General features: G+C 76.2%; 15 protein-coding genes. 11 read left to right on the top strand and 4 right to left on the bottom strand.

The window, feature by feature from the left end:
- Position 1: 1 nt before the first annotated feature.
- Together rplM and AC2TDM_RS04315 are read right to left on the bottom strand one after the other, a co-directional pair.
- The gene (gene rplM / locus AC2TDM_RS04320) at positions 2 to 451 is read right to left on the bottom strand and encodes a 50S ribosomal protein L13 (protein ID WP_090031987.1); all 450 of its coding nucleotides are present in this window, start codon (positions 449 to 451) and stop codon (positions 2 to 4) included.
- Between the two features lie 338 nt (positions 452 to 789).
- Positions 790 to 2,484: an ATP-binding cassette domain-containing protein gene (locus AC2TDM_RS04315; protein ID WP_090031985.1), complete on the bottom strand. Its 1,695-nt coding sequence runs from the start codon at positions 2,482 to 2,484 to the stop codon at positions 790 to 792.
- 84 nt (positions 2,485 to 2,568) lie between these two features.
- Between AC2TDM_RS04315 and AC2TDM_RS04310 the strand changes: the two genes are divergently transcribed.
- The gene (locus AC2TDM_RS04310; RefSeq protein WP_484635911.1) at positions 2,569 to 3,165 is read left to right on the top strand and encodes a DUF5709 domain-containing protein; all 597 of its coding nucleotides are present in this window, start codon (positions 2,569 to 2,571) and stop codon (positions 3,163 to 3,165) included.
- A gap of 30 nt (positions 3,166 to 3,195) precedes the next feature.
- Here AC2TDM_RS04310 and truA read toward each other — a convergent pair whose 3' ends face one another.
- Complete coding sequence (truA, locus tag AC2TDM_RS04305) at positions 3,196 to 4,149, bottom strand: tRNA pseudouridine(38-40) synthase TruA (RefSeq protein ID WP_484636383.1); 954 nt, start codon at positions 4,147 to 4,149, stop codon at positions 3,196 to 3,198.
- Between the two features lie 361 nt (positions 4,150 to 4,510).
- Between truA and AC2TDM_RS04300 the strand changes: the two genes are divergently transcribed.
- The 10 genes from AC2TDM_RS04300 (at position 4,511) to AC2TDM_RS04255 (ending at position 14,308) form a co-directional block, all read left to right on the top strand.
- Positions 4,511 to 6,199 carry a nitrite/sulfite reductase gene (locus AC2TDM_RS04300; protein WP_484635910.1) on the top strand — a complete coding sequence of 563 codons (1,689 nt, stop codon included), beginning with the start codon at positions 4,511 to 4,513 and terminating at the stop codon, positions 6,197 to 6,199.
- A complete protein-coding gene (locus AC2TDM_RS04295; RefSeq protein WP_090031980.1) occupies positions 6,196 to 6,375 on the top strand; it encodes an eL43 family ribosomal protein in 180 nt (59 codons plus the stop codon). The genes AC2TDM_RS04300 and AC2TDM_RS04295 overlap by 4 nt, the downstream gene beginning before the upstream one ends.
- Entirely contained in the window at positions 6,372 to 7,178 is an 807-nt protein-coding gene (locus AC2TDM_RS04290) for a phosphoadenylyl-sulfate reductase (protein ID WP_090031978.1), read from the top strand. Before AC2TDM_RS04295 ends, AC2TDM_RS04290 begins: the two co-directional genes overlap by 4 nt.
- Positions 7,175 to 8,122 (top strand): sulfate adenylyltransferase subunit CysD, encoded by a 948-nt coding sequence (gene cysD, locus AC2TDM_RS04285; protein ID WP_217644261.1) that lies wholly within the window; start codon positions 7,175 to 7,177, stop codon positions 8,120 to 8,122. The genes AC2TDM_RS04290 and cysD overlap by 4 nt, the downstream gene beginning before the upstream one ends.
- Positions 8,122 to 9,480: a sulfate adenylyltransferase subunit 1 gene (locus AC2TDM_RS04280; protein ID WP_090031974.1), complete on the top strand. Its 1,359-nt coding sequence runs from the start codon at positions 8,122 to 8,124 to the stop codon at positions 9,478 to 9,480. Before cysD ends, AC2TDM_RS04280 begins: the two co-directional genes overlap by 1 nt.
- A gap of 61 nt (positions 9,481 to 9,541) precedes the next feature.
- On the top strand, positions 9,542 to 10,681 hold the full coding sequence (locus tag AC2TDM_RS04275) for an ABC transporter substrate-binding protein (RefSeq protein WP_090031972.1): 1,140 nt from the start codon (positions 9,542 to 9,544) through the stop codon (positions 10,679 to 10,681).
- Positions 10,678 to 11,562 carry an ABC transporter ATP-binding protein gene (locus AC2TDM_RS04270; protein WP_090031970.1) on the top strand — a complete coding sequence of 295 codons (885 nt, stop codon included), beginning with the start codon at positions 10,678 to 10,680 and terminating at the stop codon, positions 11,560 to 11,562. Before AC2TDM_RS04275 ends, AC2TDM_RS04270 begins: the two co-directional genes overlap by 4 nt.
- Positions 11,552 to 12,469 (top strand): ABC transporter permease, encoded by a 918-nt coding sequence (locus tag AC2TDM_RS04265; protein ID WP_090031967.1) that lies wholly within the window; start codon positions 11,552 to 11,554, stop codon positions 12,467 to 12,469. Before AC2TDM_RS04270 ends, AC2TDM_RS04265 begins: the two co-directional genes overlap by 11 nt.
- 92 nt (positions 12,470 to 12,561) lie before the next feature.
- Positions 12,562 to 13,503, top strand: a complete 942-nt coding sequence (locus AC2TDM_RS04260; RefSeq protein ID WP_090031965.1) for a hypothetical protein — start codon at positions 12,562 to 12,564, stop codon at positions 13,501 to 13,503.
- Positions 13,504 to 13,528: 25 nt separating this feature from the next.
- Positions 13,529 to 14,308, top strand: a complete 780-nt coding sequence (locus tag AC2TDM_RS04255) for an ROK family protein (protein WP_239078964.1) — start codon at positions 13,529 to 13,531, stop codon at positions 14,306 to 14,308.
- Positions 14,309 to 14,339: 31 nt separating this feature from the next.
- Here AC2TDM_RS04255 and AC2TDM_RS04250 read toward each other — a convergent pair whose 3' ends face one another.
- Positions 14,340 to 15,221: an alpha/beta fold hydrolase gene (locus AC2TDM_RS04250; RefSeq protein WP_239078965.1), complete on the bottom strand. Its 882-nt coding sequence runs from the start codon at positions 15,219 to 15,221 to the stop codon at positions 14,340 to 14,342.
- Positions 15,222 to 15,224: the final 3 nt, after the last annotated feature.

Raw genomic sequence — 15,224 nt, 5'->3', positions numbered from 1 at the left:
GTCAGGCGCCCTGCACGACCTGGGTGATCTCGAAGGGCTGGGGCTGCTGCGCCTGGTGCGGGTGCACCGGACCGGCGTAGACCTTGAGCTTGCCGAGCTGCTGGCGGCCGAGCGAGGTCTTGGGGATCATGCCGCGGACGGCCTTCTCCACCGCACGCTCGGGGTGCTTGTCCAGCAGGTCCCGGTACGCGGTGGCCCGCAGGCCGCCCGGGTAGCCGGAGTGGCGGTACGCCAGCTTGGTCTCGCGCTTGTTGCCGGTCAGCGCGACCTTCTCCGCGTTGATGACGATGACGAAGTCGCCGCCGTCGACGTGGGGGGCGAAGGTCGCCTTGTGCTTGCCGCGCAGCAGCGTGGCCACGTGGGTGGCCAGGCGGCCCAGGACGACATCGGTCGCGTCGATGACGTGCCAGGTCCGCTCGACGTCGCCGGGCTTCGGGGTGTACGTGCGCACGGTCGTGAGCCTTCGTTTCGTTGAACCGGTGGTCTCGGCGGGGCGCCGCCGCAGCACGCGTCGGTGACGCGTCCGTGGACGGGCGCCCGCCGGTGCGGGCTGTCGGTGTCATCCCGACGGACCGGCGAGTGGGACCACACCGGGCCTGCCGTGCGCCGGGGTGCTGAAGCTGCACCCGAGCGCGACAGGGGACGTACGACGACTCACCAGGGTAAGGGCACGACGACGCGACGGTCAAAGTGGCGCCGGACGCACCGCGGCGGGCACGCGCCGGCGACCGGCGGCACCGGCGGCACCGGCGGCACCGGCGGCTCCGGCGGCACCGGCGGCTCCGTGGGTCAGCGCGCCCGGGCCACCCGCCCGACGTCCCACACGGGCTCCGGCGTCTCCACCACCTGCCCGTCCGCCCCCACGACGAGGAACCGGTCGAAGCCGCGCGTGAACCAGCGGTCGTGCGTGACGGCCAGCACCGTGCCCTCGAAGGCCGCCAGCCCGGCCTCCAGCGCCTCCGCCGAGTGCAGGTCGAGGTTGTCGGTGGGCTCGTCGAGCAGCAGGAGCGTCGCCCCGCCGAGCTCCAGCAGCAGGATCTGGAACCGCGCCTTCTGGCCGCCCGACAGGGTCTCGTACCGCTGCTCCGCGGCGGCGACGAGCTCGTACCGGTCCAGCGCCTTGCTCGCCGGCTCCCGGCCGAGGCCCGCGCGCCCGCCGGGCCGGCCGTCGCCGCGGTGCAGGATCTCCAGCAGGGTCCGCCCGACGAGCTCCGGGTGGCCGTGGTTCTGCGCGAACCAGCCCGGTCGCACCCGCGCCCCCAGCGTCACCCGTCCGGTGTGCGCCACCGGCTCGACGCCCGGCCCGTCGTCGACGGGCAGCTGCGCCGGGTCGGGGTCGGTCCCGCCCGCCGCCAGCAGCCGCAGCAGGTGCGACTTGCCCGAGCCGTTCGAGCCGAGCAGCGCCACGCGCTCGCCGAACCACACCTCGAGGTCGAAGGGCTGCAGGAGCCCGGTCAGCTCGAGCCCCTCGGCGACGACGGCGCGCCGGCCCGTCCGGCCGCCGCGCAGCCGCACGCGCACCTGCTGGTCCCGCGCGAGCACGGCGGGGGGCCCGGCCTCCTCGAAGCGCCGCAGCCGCGTCTGCGCGGCCGAGTAGCGGGAGGCCAGGCCGTCGTTGAAGGCGGCCTTCGTGCGCAGGGTCTGGACGAGGTCGCGGAGCTGGGCGTGCTCCTCGTCCCAGCGGCGCAGCAGCTCCTCCTCCCGCGCCCGGCGGTCCGCGCGCGCGGACGCGTAGGTCGCGAAGCCGCCGCCGTGCACCCAGGCCCGCGCCCCCACCGGCGTCGGCTCGAGCGTGATGACGTGCGTGGCCACGCGCGCGAGCAGCTCCCGGTCGTGGCTGACGAACAGCACCGTCCGACCCGAGGCGACGAGGCGCTCCTCCAGCCAGCGCTTCGTGGGCACGTCGAGGGCGTTGTCGGGCTCGTCGAGCAGGAGCACCTCGTCGGGGCCGCGCAGCAGCGCCTCGAGGACGAGCCGCTTCTGCTCGCCGCCCGACAGGGACCGCACCTCGCGGTCCTGCGCCCGCTCGAAGGGCACGGACAGGACCGCGTCGGTGACCCGGTCCCACTGCGCCTCCGCCTCGTAGCCACCGACGTCCGCCCAGTCGACGAGCGCCTGCGCGTACCGCAGCTGCGCGGGCTCGTCGTCGACCGTCATGATCCCGAGCTCCGCGGCCGCGAGCTCGGCCGCCGCGGCCGCCACGGCGGGCGGCGCGAGCGAGCCGAGCAGGTCGCGCACGGAGCGGTCGTCGGCGATGCGGCCCACGTCCTGCCGCATGACGCCGAGCCCGCCGGAGCGCGCGACGCCGCCGGCGTGCGGCACCTCGTCCCCGGTGACGATGCGCAGGAGCGTGGACTTGCCGGTGCCGTTCGGCCCGACGAGGGCCATCCGCTGCCCGTCGCCGACGCGGAAGGACACGCCGTCGAGGAGCGGTCGGCCGTCGGGCAGGACGTAGCCGACCCCGGAGATGTCGACGTGGCCCATGGGCCCGAGTCTGCTGCACGGCGCCCGCGCTGGTCACCGCCTTTCCGCTGGCGACCCGCCGCGCCCGGTGCCAGGGTCGGGCGCATGACCGAGAACACTCCCGCCACCAGCACGGACGCCGCCCTGGGCAGCGAGGGCGACTCCGACCAGCTCCCCGGCGAGGACACGATGATCGGGCGGGGGGTCGACGACCTGCTCGACGAGGGGTACACGCCGCCCGAGCGCCCCCGCACCGCCACGCAGCGCTACGGCGAGACGGAGTGGGAGGAGCAGCACCGGGAGACGATCGACCAGCGGATCATCCAGGAGGAGCCCGAGGTCTGGGAGCAGGACGAGCCCCCGAGCCCCGAGCGCGAGCCCCTGCGCGCGGGCCGTCTCTCCGCGGACGACGACGCCGTCGAGGCGGGCGGCACCGACATGTTCGCGGTCGACCAGGGCGTCGACGGCGGCGCCGCCTCGGCGGAGGAAGCGGCGGTGCACCTCGTCGCCGAGGAGACCGACGACGAGTACGTCCGTGACAACGCCGCCGAGCTCGACGAGCTGGACGCCGAGCTCGAGGAGGCCGGCCAGGAGCCGGACGAGCAGCTGGAGGCCCCGGACCCCGACATCGAGGAGGCCGGCCTCACCAGCGGGCTCCCCACGGTCGACGGCTCGACGACGGAGCCCGGCCCCCGCGCCTGATCAGGGCGTCACGATGCGGGGCGACCCGCGTCAGCAGCAGCCGCCGGGCGCGGCGCCGGTCCCGGCCGGTGCCGCGCCCGGCTGCGGTCCCACCTCGTGGGCGCCGCGGCGGGCCCGGGTGGCGTCCGCGCGGGCCGCGAGCGCGTCGTCGTCGGGGTAGCCGACCTCCTCGAGCGTGAGCCCGTGCGCCGCCACGACGGCGGCCCCGCCCGCCCGCGAGCGCGAGGCGAGCAGCCCCGCGGGCCAGCCGACCGGCCGGCGCCCCTCCCCGACGGCCAGCGACGCGCCCACGAGCGCCCGCACCATGGAGTGGCAGAACGCGTCCGCCTGCACGGCGGCCACCACGAGCCCCGCGTCGGGCCCGTCGGCCGGCCGCTCCCAGCCGAACCGCTCGAGGCGGCGGATGGTCGTCGCCCCCTCGCGCGGCTTGCAGAACGCCGCGAAGTCGTGCAGCCCGACGAGCTCCCCCGCCGCGGCGTCCATCGCGGCGACGTCGAGGCGCCGCCGGTGCCAGAGCACCGAGGCGCGGTGCAAGGGGTCGCGCCCGGCGGGGTCGTCGCACACGCGGTAGGCGTAGCGCCGGCGCAGGGCGGAGAAGCGCGCATCGAACCCGGCCGGCGCCACCGCCACCCGCCGCACGACGACGTCGTCGGGCAGCAGCCCGCCGAGGCGGCCGACGAGCGCCTCCTGCGCCGACCGGCCGCCGCGCCCGCCGGCGGCCGCCCAGGCGTCCGCCGTCACGTCCACGTGCGCCACCTGCCCCCGGGCGTGGACACCGGCGTCCGTCCGCCCCGCGACCACGAGCCGGGGCGCCGCCTCGTCGCGCGCCGCGGTCCGCAGCACGGTGGCCAGGGCGTCCTCCAGCACGCCCTGCACGCTGCGGAGCCCGGGCTGACGGGCCCAGCCGGCGAAGTCCGTGCCGTCGTAGGCCAGGTCCAGGCGCAGGCGCACCGACGGCGTCCCCGGCACCGCGTCCGGCGGCATCGCATCCGGTGGTGGCGAGGGGTGGTCGAGCACGGCAGCACGGTAGCCGTCGCGCACCTGTCTCACTTGCCGGACACCTCGTCCCATCCAATGGGCGGACACGACGTGACAGCCCCCGGGTCGGCCGTGCGAGACTCCTCGCCATGTCGACCGCCGCTGCGCTGCTCACCGCGCGCCTGCACGTCGACCTCATGCGTCTGGCCTCGATGGCCTGCGCCGCGCCGGCCTGTTGTCGGCCGGCCGGCACCCCCTGACGCACCCCCCTCAGACCTCTCCGCGGGTGCCGACGGCCAGCACCCGCGTGAACGCTGCGCGGACCTGCGCCCGGCACCCTCCGCCCCCACCGGAGGACCGCCGCACCATGTCGGCCGACACCACCTCGACCCCCCGCGCCGCGGGCCGGCCGACGCGCACCCAGGACCACGGCCAGTGGGCCCTGGGCAGCCGTGAGCCGCTCAACCCCAACGAGCGGTTCAAGCAGGAGGACGACGGCCTCAACGTCCGCGCGCGGATCGAGGAGGTCTACGCCCGGGAGGGCTTCGCCTCGATCGCGCCCCAGGACCTGCGCGGGCGGATGCGCTGGTGGGGCCTGTACACCCAGCGCAAGCCCGGCATCGACGGCGGCCGGACGGCCGTGCTCGAGCCGCACGAGCTCGACGACGAGTACTTCATGCTCCGGGTCCGCCTCGACGGCGGCCGGCTGACCGTCGCCCAGACGCGCGCGGTGGCCGAGGTCTCGCGCCGGTTCGCCCGCAGCACCGCGGACATCACCGACCGGCAGAACATCCAGCTGCACTGGGTCCGCATCGAGGACGTCCCCGAGATCTGGCGGGCGCTCGAGGGCGCCGGCCTGTCGACGACCGAGGCCTGCGGCGACACCCCGCGCGTGGTGCTCGGCTCCCCCGTCGCCGGCGTCGCGGCCGACGAGATCATCGACGGCACGCCGGCCATCGACGCCATCACCGAGCGCTACGTCGGGGACCCGGCGTTCTCCAACCTCCCCCGCAAGTGCAAGACCGCCATCTCCGGCAACCCGCACCTCGACGTCGTCCACGAGATCAACGACGTGTCCTTCGTCGGCGTCGTGCACCCCGAGCACGGCCCGGGCTTCGACGTGTGGGTGGGCGGCGGGCTGTCCACGTCCGCGCACGTCGCCCAGCGCCTCGGCGCCTGGGTCCCGCTGGCCGAGGTCCCCGAGGTGTGGGCGGGCGTCATCGGGATCTTCCGCGACTACGGCTACCGCCGGCTGCGCAACCGCGCGCGGCTGAAGTACCTCGTCGCCGACTGGGGCGCGCAGCGCTTCCGCGACGTGCTCGAGACCGAGTACCTGCACCGCCCCCTGCTCGACGGGCCCGCCCCCGCCCCGGCGGAGGGCCGCCGCGACCACCTCGGCGTGCACCGGCAGAAGGACGGCCGGTTCTACGTCGGCGTCAGCCCGACGGTCGGCCGCATCTCGGGCGAGGTCCTCGACCGCGTCGCGGACCTCGTCGAGGCCGCCGGCTCCGACCGCGTCCGCCTGACGGTGGAGCAGAAGCTGCTCGTCCTCGACGTGGCGGCCGACCGGGTGGACGCCCTCGTCGCCGGGCTGGCGGGGCTGGGCCTGCACGCCGACCCCTCCGAGTTCCGTCGGGGCACCATCGCCTGCACCGGCATCGAGTACTGCAAGCTCGCCATCGTCGAGACGAAGGCCCGCGCCGCCCGCACGGTCGCGGCCCTCGAGGCGGCGCTGCCGACGTTCGAGCACCCGTTGACGATCCACGTCAACGGCTGCCCCAACTCCTGCGCGCGCATCCAGACCGCGGACATCGGCCTCAAGGGCCAGATCGTCACCGACGACGAGGGCCGCCAGGTCGAGGGGTTCCAGGTCCACCTGGGCGGCACGCTCGGCGGTCAGGCCTCGTTCGGCCGCAAGCTGCGCGGGCACAAGGTCGTGGGCGACGAGCTCCCGGCGTACGTCGAGCGCCTGGCCCGTGCCTTCGAGGCCGGCCGCGAGGCCGACGAGACGTTCGCCCAGTGGGTCCAGCGCGCCGACGAGGAGGTGCTGCGGTGAGCGAGGAGGGCGGCCGCGCGGTGCCGTACTTCTGCCCGTTCTGCGGGGAGGAGGACCTGCGCCCCGCGGGCCCGGAGCACGCGACGTGGGAATGCCGCGGCTGCACGCGCGTGTTCGCGCTGCGCATGGTCGGTCAGAGGGTCGGCCAGACGGTGGGGCAGGTGGAGAGGTCATGAGCAGCACCACGAGCACGAGCACGAGCACGGCCCCGCGGGTCGGCGTCGCCGACCACGTCGCCGGGCACGACCCGGCCGCCGACGACGCGCTGCGCGCGCTGGCCCTCGAGGCGGAGGCGCGGTTCGCCGCCCTCGAGGCCGACGCGCCGGACACCTACGAGGCGCGCGTCGACCTCGCGGCGCGGGCCCTGCGCTGGGCGCACGGGACGTTCGGCGACGATCTCGTCGTCGCGTCCTCCATGGGCGACGAGGTCCTCGTCCACCTGGCCTCGCAGACGGCGCCGGGCGTGGACGTGCTCTTCCTCGACACGGGCTACCACTTCGCCGAGACGCTGGGCACGCGCGACGCGGTCGCCGCGACGCTGCCCGTCACGGTCCGCACGGTCCTGCCGCTGCTCACGGTCGCGCAGCAGGACGCCCAGCACGGCCCGCGCCTGCACGACCGCGACCCCGACGCCTGCTGCGCGATCCGCAAGGTCGAGCCGCTGCAGCGGGGGCTGGCGCCCTACCGCGCCTGGGTCACGGGCATGCGCCGCGCCGACGCCCCGACGCGCACCGACATCACGCTCGTCGGCTGGGACGCCCGCCGCGGCAAGGTCAAGCTCAACCCGGTCGCCGCCTGGACCGACGACGACGTCCAGCGGTTCGCCGCCGAGAACGGGGTCCTCATGAACCTCCTGCGCGACGCGGGGTACGCCTCGATCGGCTGCGAGCCCTGCACGCGCCCGGTCGCTCCCGGCGAGGACGCGCGCGCCGGCCGCTGGGCCGGCCGCGCCAAGACCGAGTGCGGGCTGCACACGTGAGCGCCGTGACGGCGGACCGCACGTCCGAGCAGGCGCGGGACCTCGCCGGCGTCGCCCTGTCCCAGCTCGACGACCTCGAGTCGGAGGCCATCCACATCTTCCGCGAGGTCGTCGGCGAGCTCGAGCGCCCCGTGCTCCTGTTCTCCGGCGGCAAGGACTCGATCGTCATGCTGCACCTGGCGGTCAAGGCGTTCTGGCCGGCCCCGGTGCCGTTCCCGCTGCTGCACGTCGACACGGGGCACAACTTCCCCGAGGTCCTCGCGCACCGCGACGCCACCGCCGAGAGGCTCGGGCTGCGGCTGCTCGTCGCGTCCGTGCAGGACGCGATCGACGCGGGCAAGCTCCGCGAGCGCCCTGACGGCACCCGCAACCCGCTGCAGACCGTCCCCCTCCTCGAGGCGATCGAGGAGGGCCGCTTCGACGCGGTCTTCGGCGGCGGCCGCCGCGACGAGGAGAAGGCCCGCGCCAAGGAGCGCGTCTTCTCCCTGCGCGACGAGTTCGGCGCCTGGGACCCGCGCCGCCAGCGCCCCGAGCTGTGGGGGCTGTACAACGGCCGCCACCGCCCGGGCGAGCACGTGCGCGTCTTCCCGCTGTCCAACTGGACCGAGATGGACGTGTGGCTCTACATCGAGCGCGAGGGCATCGACCTGCCGTCGATCTACTACGCGCACGAGCGCGACGTGTTCTCCCGCGACGGCATGTGGCTGACCGCCGGCGACTGGGGCGGGCCGAAGCCGCACGAGACGGTCGAGCGCCGGCAGGTGCGGTACCGCACGGTCGGGGACATGTCCTGCACGGGTGCCGTGGACTCCGACGCCGCGACCGTGGCCGACGTCATCGCCGAGGTCGCGGGCAGCCGGCTCACCGAGCGCGGCGCCACGCGGGCCGACGACCGGATGTCCGAGGCCGCCATGGAGGACCGCAAGCGCGAGGGGTACTTCTGATGGGCACCACGACGACCGCCCCGCTCCGGACGGGGTCGGCGCAGGAGTCCGTGCAGGCCGGCGCCGCCCGCGCCCGCGACCTGCTGCGGCTGGCCACGGCGGGCTCCGTCGACGACGGCAAGTCGACCCTCGTCGGGCGCCTGCTGCACGACACGAAGTCGGTGCTGGCCGACCAGCTCGCCGCCGTCGAGCGCGTGAGCGCCGAGCGCGGCCTGGCCGCCGCCGACCTCGCGCTGCTCACCGACGGCCTGCGCGCCGAGCGCGAGCAGGGCATCACCATCGACGTCGCGTACCGCTACTTCGCCACGGACCGCCGCGCCTTCGTGCTCGCCGACACCCCCGGTCACGTGCAGTACACCCGCAACATGGTCACGGGCGCCTCGACGGCCCAGCTCGCCGTGGTCCTGCTCGACGCGCGCAAGGGCGTACTGGAGCAGACCCGTCGCCACGTCTCGGTCGCGGCGCTGCTGCGGGTGCCGCACGTCGTGCTCGCCGTGAACAAGATGGACCTCGTCGGGTACGACGAGGCGACGTTCCGCACCCACGCCGGGGCGTTCGCCGAGCTCGCCACGGGGCTGGGCGTCGAGGACGTCACCGCCATCCCGCTGTCCGCCCTCGCCGGGGACAACGTCGTCGAGCGCTCCGCCGCCATGCCCTGGTACGACGGGCCGACGCTCCTGGAGCACCTCGAGGCCGTCCCGGTCGAGCGCGACCCGCGCACGGAGCCCCTGCGCTTCCCCGTCCAGGTCGTCATCCGCCCGCAGACGCCGGACTTCCCGGACTACCGCGGCTACGCGGGGCGCATCGAGCAGGGCGGCGTCGCGGTCGGCGACACGGTCGTCGTGCAGCCCGCGGGCCGGACGACGACGGTCGTCGGCATCGACACCGCCGACGGCCCGCTGGACGCGGCGTGGGCGCCGCGGTCCGTCACGCTGCGGCTGGCCGACGACATCGACATCTCCCGCGGCGACCTCCTGGCCGACGCGACCCGCCCCGCGACGGTCACGCAGGACCTGTCCGGCACGGTGTGCTGGCTCGGGGACACCCCGGCGGCCCCGCGGCAGCGCGTCCTGGTCCGCACGGGGACGCGCACCGTCCGCGCGATGATCCGCTCCCTCGACGAGGGCCTCGACGTGACGACCCTCGAGCGGCACCCCGCGCCGACGTCGTTCGCGCTCAACGACATCGGCCGGCTGACGCTGCGCCTGGCCGAGCCCGTGGCGGTCGACGAGTACGCCACCCTGCGCCACGGCGGCGCCTTCCTCCTCGTCGACGAGGCCGACGGCATGACGCTGGCCGCCGGCATGGTCGGCGACCCCCTCGCCGGCGGGTGTCCGGGGGGCCGTCCGAGCGCCTGAGCGCGCCCGGGCGGCCCGTAGGCACCGGTCCCGTCCGTCGTCGCACCCCTGGAAGGCCCCCATGACCTCCCGCCAGCCCTCTCCCGTCCCCGGCTCGATCCCCGGCACGCTGTCGGGTCCGCTGTCCGGCCCGCTGTCCCGCCGCACCGTCCTGGCCGGAGGGCTCGGCGCCCTCGCGGTCCCGCTGCTCGCCGCCTGCTCGGACGACGCCCCCGCCGCCGGCGCCACCCCGGGCACGGCCGCGACCCTCAACCTCGCGTACTTCGCCAACCTCACGCACGCCGCCGCGCTCATCGGCGTCGCGGAGGGCCTGTTCACGGCCGAGCTCGGCAGCACGGAGCTCGTCGAGCAGGTCGTCAACGCCGGGCCGTCCGCGGTCGAGGGCCTCCTCGGCGGGTCCATCGACGCCGCCTACATCGGCCCCGGACCGACGATCAACGCCCACGCCCAGAGCGACGGGCAGATCGTGCGCATCGTCGCGGGGGCGACCTCGGGCGGCGCGTCCCTCGTCGTCCGCGCGGGGATCACGAGCGCCGAGGACCTGCGCGGACTGACCCTCGCCTCCCCCCAGCTCGGCAACACCCAGGACGTGGCGTTGCGGAACTGGCTCGCCGAGCAGGGGCTCGAGACGTCGGTCGAGGGGGGCGGCGACGTGACGATCGCCCCCCTGTCGGCCAACGCCGACTCCCTCACCCTCCTGCAGTCCGGGGAGATCGACGGCGCCTGGATGCCCGAGCCGTGGGCGACGCGCCTCGTCCTCGAGGCGGGCGGCACCACGCTCGTCGACGAGCGCGACCTGTGGCCCGAGGGGCAGTTCGTCACGACGCACCTCGTCGTGCGCACGGAGTACCTCGCGCAGTACCCCGAGACGGTCGCGGCGCTGCTGCGCGGCCACGTCGCCGCGGTCACCCGCGCGGTCGACGACCCGGCCGGCGCCCGCGAGGTCGTCAACGGCCGGCTCGAGGAGCTGACGGGCTCGGCGCTGTCCGAGGAGACCATCGCCACCGCCTGGGAGCACCTGGCGGTGACGGAGGACCCGGTCGCCGCCTCGCTGCAGGCGGCCATGGAGCACGCCGTCACGGCGGGCACGCTCGACGCCGAGGTGGACCTCGGCGGCCTGTACGACCTGCGTCCCCTCAACGCCGAGCTGTCGGCGCAGGGGCTGGAGCCGGTGTCCGCCGGCGGTCTGGGGGAGGAATGAGCACCAGCAGCGCGACGGCGGCCGTCGCGGCCGGGACGGGCACCGGGAGCACCGGGAGCACCGGGACGAGCACCGGGACGAGCACCACGACGAGCACCACGACGAGCACCGGTCCCCGTGCGCCCGGCTCCCGTCCCGCCGACGACGCGGCCCTGCGCCTGACCGGGGTGACGCACGCGTTCACCCCGGGCGCGGCGCCCGTGCTCGACGGCGTGGACCTCACCGTCCGCCCGGGCGAGTTCGTGTGCCTGCTCGGGGCGTCCGGCTGCGGCAAGTCGACGCTGCTGCAGCTCGTCGCGGGTCTCGAGACCCCCACCGCCGGACGGGTGGAGGTGCCGGCGGGCCGGCCCTCGCTCATGTTCCAGGACTCGGCCCTGCTGCCGTGGCTGACCGCGTCGGCGAACGTCGAGCTCGCGCTGCGGGCCCGCAAGGTGCCCCGCGCCGAGCGGCGGACCCGCGCCGCCGAGCTGCTCGAGCGGGTCAACCTCGGCGGGCAGGGCGCCAAGCGCGTCCACGAGCTGTCGGGCGGGATGCGCCAGCGCGTCGCCCTGGCGCGCGCGCTCGCCCAGGACTCGCCCGTCCTGCTCATGGACGAGCCCTTCGCGGCCCTCGACGCCATCACGCGCGACGTCCTGCACGAGGAGCTGACGCGGGTGTGGGCGGAGCAGCGCCTCGCGGTCGTGTTCGTCACCCACAACGTGCGCGAGGCCGTCCGGCTCGGCCAGCGCGTGCTGCTCATGAGCTCCCGGCCCGGCCGGATCATCCGCGAGTGGGCCGTCGACCTGCCGCAGCCGCGGCGCATCGAGTCGCCCGGCGTCGCCCAGCTCGCCGTCGAGATCACGGAGCACCTGCGAGGGGAGATCAGCCGCCATGGCCGCTGAGGCACAGGTGCGGTCCTCCGGGGACCGCACGGAGGACCACACGGGGGACCGCACCGGCACGCGCGCGCTCGAGGCGGGGCTCGACGCCCTGGAGACGGCCGCACCGCGCGCCCCCGGAGCCCGCGCGACGGCCCGCTCGCTCCTCCCCCCGGTCGTCGTGCTGCTGGGCCTGCTGGCGGTGTGGCAGGTCGCCGTGTCCCTGGAGCTCAAGCCGCGCTACATCCTGCCCGCACCCACGGAGGTCGCCGGCACCGTCGCGGAGCTCGTCACCACCGGCCGGGTGTGGGACATCCTCTGGACGAGCGTCTCGCGCGGCGTGCTCGGCTTCGTCGTCGCCGTGCTCGTCGGGACCGTGCTGGGGATCGTCCTGTCGCGCAGCCGGCTGCTGCGGGCCGGCTTCGGGCCCCTCATCTCGGGGCTGCAGTCGCTGCCCTCCGTCGCATGGGTCCCGGCCGCCATCATCTGGTTCGGGCTCACGGACGACGCCATCTACGCCGTCATCCTGCTCGGCGCCGTCCCCTCGGTCATCAACGGGCTGCTCTCGGGCCTGGACCAGGTACCGCCGCTGTTCGACAAGGTCGGGCGCGTGCTGGGGCTGTCCGCACCCGACCGCGTGCGCCACGTGCTCCTGCCCGCCGCCCTGCCCGGCTACCTCGCCGGGCTCAAGCAGGGCTGGGCCTTCTCCTGGCGCTCCCTCATGGCCGCCGAGCTCATCGCCGCCTCCCCCCAGCTCGGGATCGGCCTCGGGCAGTACCTCGACCAGGCACGGCAGCTGCACCAGATGGACGGCGTCTTCGTCGGCATCCTGCTCATCCTCCTCGTCGGCGTCGCGGTCGACCTGCTCGTCTTCTCCCCGCTCGAGCGGCGCGTGCTGCACCAGCGCGGCCTGACGGGCACGAAGGGCTGACCTGCACGGCCGGGCGACGAGGCGCCGCCGCGCGGGTGAACTCCGCCCCCGGGGGTGCCCGTCGGCGACGGGGCGTGCCTAGCGTGTCCGGTATGCGCCACTCCTCCCGTCCCGCCGGGCAGCGTCGCCCCGCCTGGCTCGGCAGTGCTCGCCGGCCCGACGAGGCCTGGCTCCGCGACCGCCTGGCGGCCGAGCTCGCCCACGCCGGCGTCGACGACGTCGTCCACCTGGGCGACCGCCTCGAGACGACCGACGGCACGACCTTCGGCGTCGGCACCCTCGCCGACGCCCTCAGCCGGCACCCGCGGCTCACGTGGGGCTCGCGGGTGCGGGCCCACGCCCGGACGCTCGCCCGCGTGCGCGCCACCCCGGTGCCGTTGGCCACGCCGGACGTGCTCGCGCGCGCGGTCGCGCGGGTGGTCGCCGACGACGCGACCGACGTGCGGGACGGCGGGGGCGCCGAGCACCTCGGTCCCCTGCTGGCCCCGGGCCTGCGGGCCGTCGTCTGCCTCGACCTCCCCGAGCACGTGCACGGCCCCGTGGACCTGCGACCGCACGGCGGCTGGACCGCCGTGGCCCCGGCGGCGCTGGCCGCCCTGCGCGCGCTGCCCGCGCCCCGGCACCGCACCCTGACCGCCGAGGGCGGCGGCGCCGTCGAGGTCTTCGTCGCCGACGACGTCTTCGGCGCCTCGCGCCTGCTCGTGCTCGACGCGCTCGTCGCTGACGCCCTCGGCCGCGAGCGGCCCGAGCACGGCATGCTCGTCGTCGTGCCCAACCGGCACCTGCTGGCCGTGCACCCGCTCGAGGACGCCGGCACGGTCGTCGGCGCCCTGCGCCTCATGCTCACCCTGGCGGGCGCCGCGGCGGCGTCGGGCGCCGGCCCGGTCAGCCCCGCCGTCTACTACCGCTCCCCCGACGGGACGCTCGAGCGCGTGACGCACCAGCCGCTCGTCGACGGGCTCGGCGACGACAGCGCCCTGCGGCGGGCCGTCCTCGCCCTGCCGGTGCGCCGCAGCGGTCGCCACGCGGCCTGACGCCGGCCGCCGCTAGCGTGTCGCGGTGCCCTCCGCGCCGTCGCCCTCCGCGCTGTCACCGTTCACGCTCGCCGTCGACTGCGGCGGCGGCGGGATCAAGGCCTCCGTGCTCGACGAGGCCGGCACCCTGCACGCCGCGCCGGTACGCGTCCCCACGCCCTACCCGCTGCCGCCCGAGCGCCTGGTCGGCACCATCGCCGACATCGCCGCCGGCCTCCCGCCCGCCGACCGGGTGACCGTCGGCATGCCGGGCATGATCCGGCACGGCGTCGTCGTCGCCACGCCGCACTACGTCACGCGGTCCGGGCCCCGCACGGCGGTCGACTCCGACCTCGTCGCCCGCTGGGCGGGGTTCGACATGCGCGCCGCCGTCGAGGCGCGGCTCGGGGTGCCGGCGCTGGTGCTCAACGACGCCGAGGTGCACGGGGCGGGCGTCGTCTCCGGGACCGGCACGGAGCTGGTCCTCACGCTGGGCACCGGGCTCGGCTCGGCGATGTTCGACGGCGGGCGGCTCGCCCCGCACCTCGAGCTGTCCCACGCCCCGCTGCGGTTCGCCTCGACCTACGACTCCTACATCGGGCAGACCGAGCGGGCCCGGCTCGGCGACGGGCTGTGGTCGCGGCGCGTGCGGCGGGTCGTGGACGGGCTGCGACCCGTCTTCTGGTGGGACCGCCTCTACCTCGGCGGCGGCAACGCCCGCCAGATCACCCCCGTGGTGCTCGACCGGCTCGGCGACGACGTCGTCATCGTGCCCAACCAGGCGGGGATCGTCGGGGGTGTGCGCGCCTGGTCCCTGGGCGCTTGAGGGGGCGGGCCCGGAGCTGTCCGGGCCGGCCTCACGCCCCGCGGGCGGGCTGTGCGGGTCCGTTTGCCGACCGGGCCGCCAGGGTCGCGGCGACCTCCGCGTGGGCGTCGAGCACGGCCCGGGTGAACGCGACGGGCCGCACGAGGCTCACGAGGTGCGTCGAGCCCGGCACGACGACGAGCCGCCCGTCCCGGCACGCCGCGAGGAAGCGGCGCTCCTCCCCGCGGAAGTGGTCGAAGCGGCCGTTGACGAGCCACACGGGCACCTCCAGGGCCGCCAGGTCCTCCAGCGGCCGCAGGGTGCCGACCGCCCGCAGGGCGTCGGCGACGACGTCGAGCGCGAACCCGCCCGCACCTACGTCGACGGCGGCGGACGCCGGCAGCGTGCGGTCGACGAGCCACTGGTTGATGCCCGCCCCGCGGTCCGGCAGCCGCGCGAAGCCGTGGGCCGCCACCGTCCAGCCGCCGACCACGGGCCGCAACGGACGCGTGCTGCACGACGCGGCGACCAGCCCCGCCACCGCCCCCGGTCGACGCGCCGCCCACGCCGCGCCCACGTACCCGCCGAGCGACAGCCCGACGAGGAGCACCGGCCGCCCCAGCCCGGCCACGGCCTCGTCGACGGCGCGGAAGGCGTTCTCGAGCGTGAAGCGCTCGTGCAGCCGGGTGCCGTGGCCCGGCAGGTCGGGTGCGGCGACGGGGATGCCGAGCCGCTCCAGCGCCTCGCGCTGGGCCCGCCACATCGTCCCGCTCGTGCGCATGCCGTGCAGCAGCACGACGGGCAGCACGCCGGGCGGCACCGGCGCCGGCGTCCCCTGCCCGGCCGTCGCCGGGGCCGCCGCAGCCGACGCCGGGCCTGTCGTGGGGCCCGACGCCGGGCCCGTCGTGGGGCTCGTCGCGCCCGTCGTGCTCACACG

The sequence above is a fragment of the Cellulomonas sp. plas2 genome, from assembly GCF_057221735.1.
Note: the sequence above shows the minus strand (reverse complement) of the source record. Positions and strands in the feature narration are given on the sequence as shown.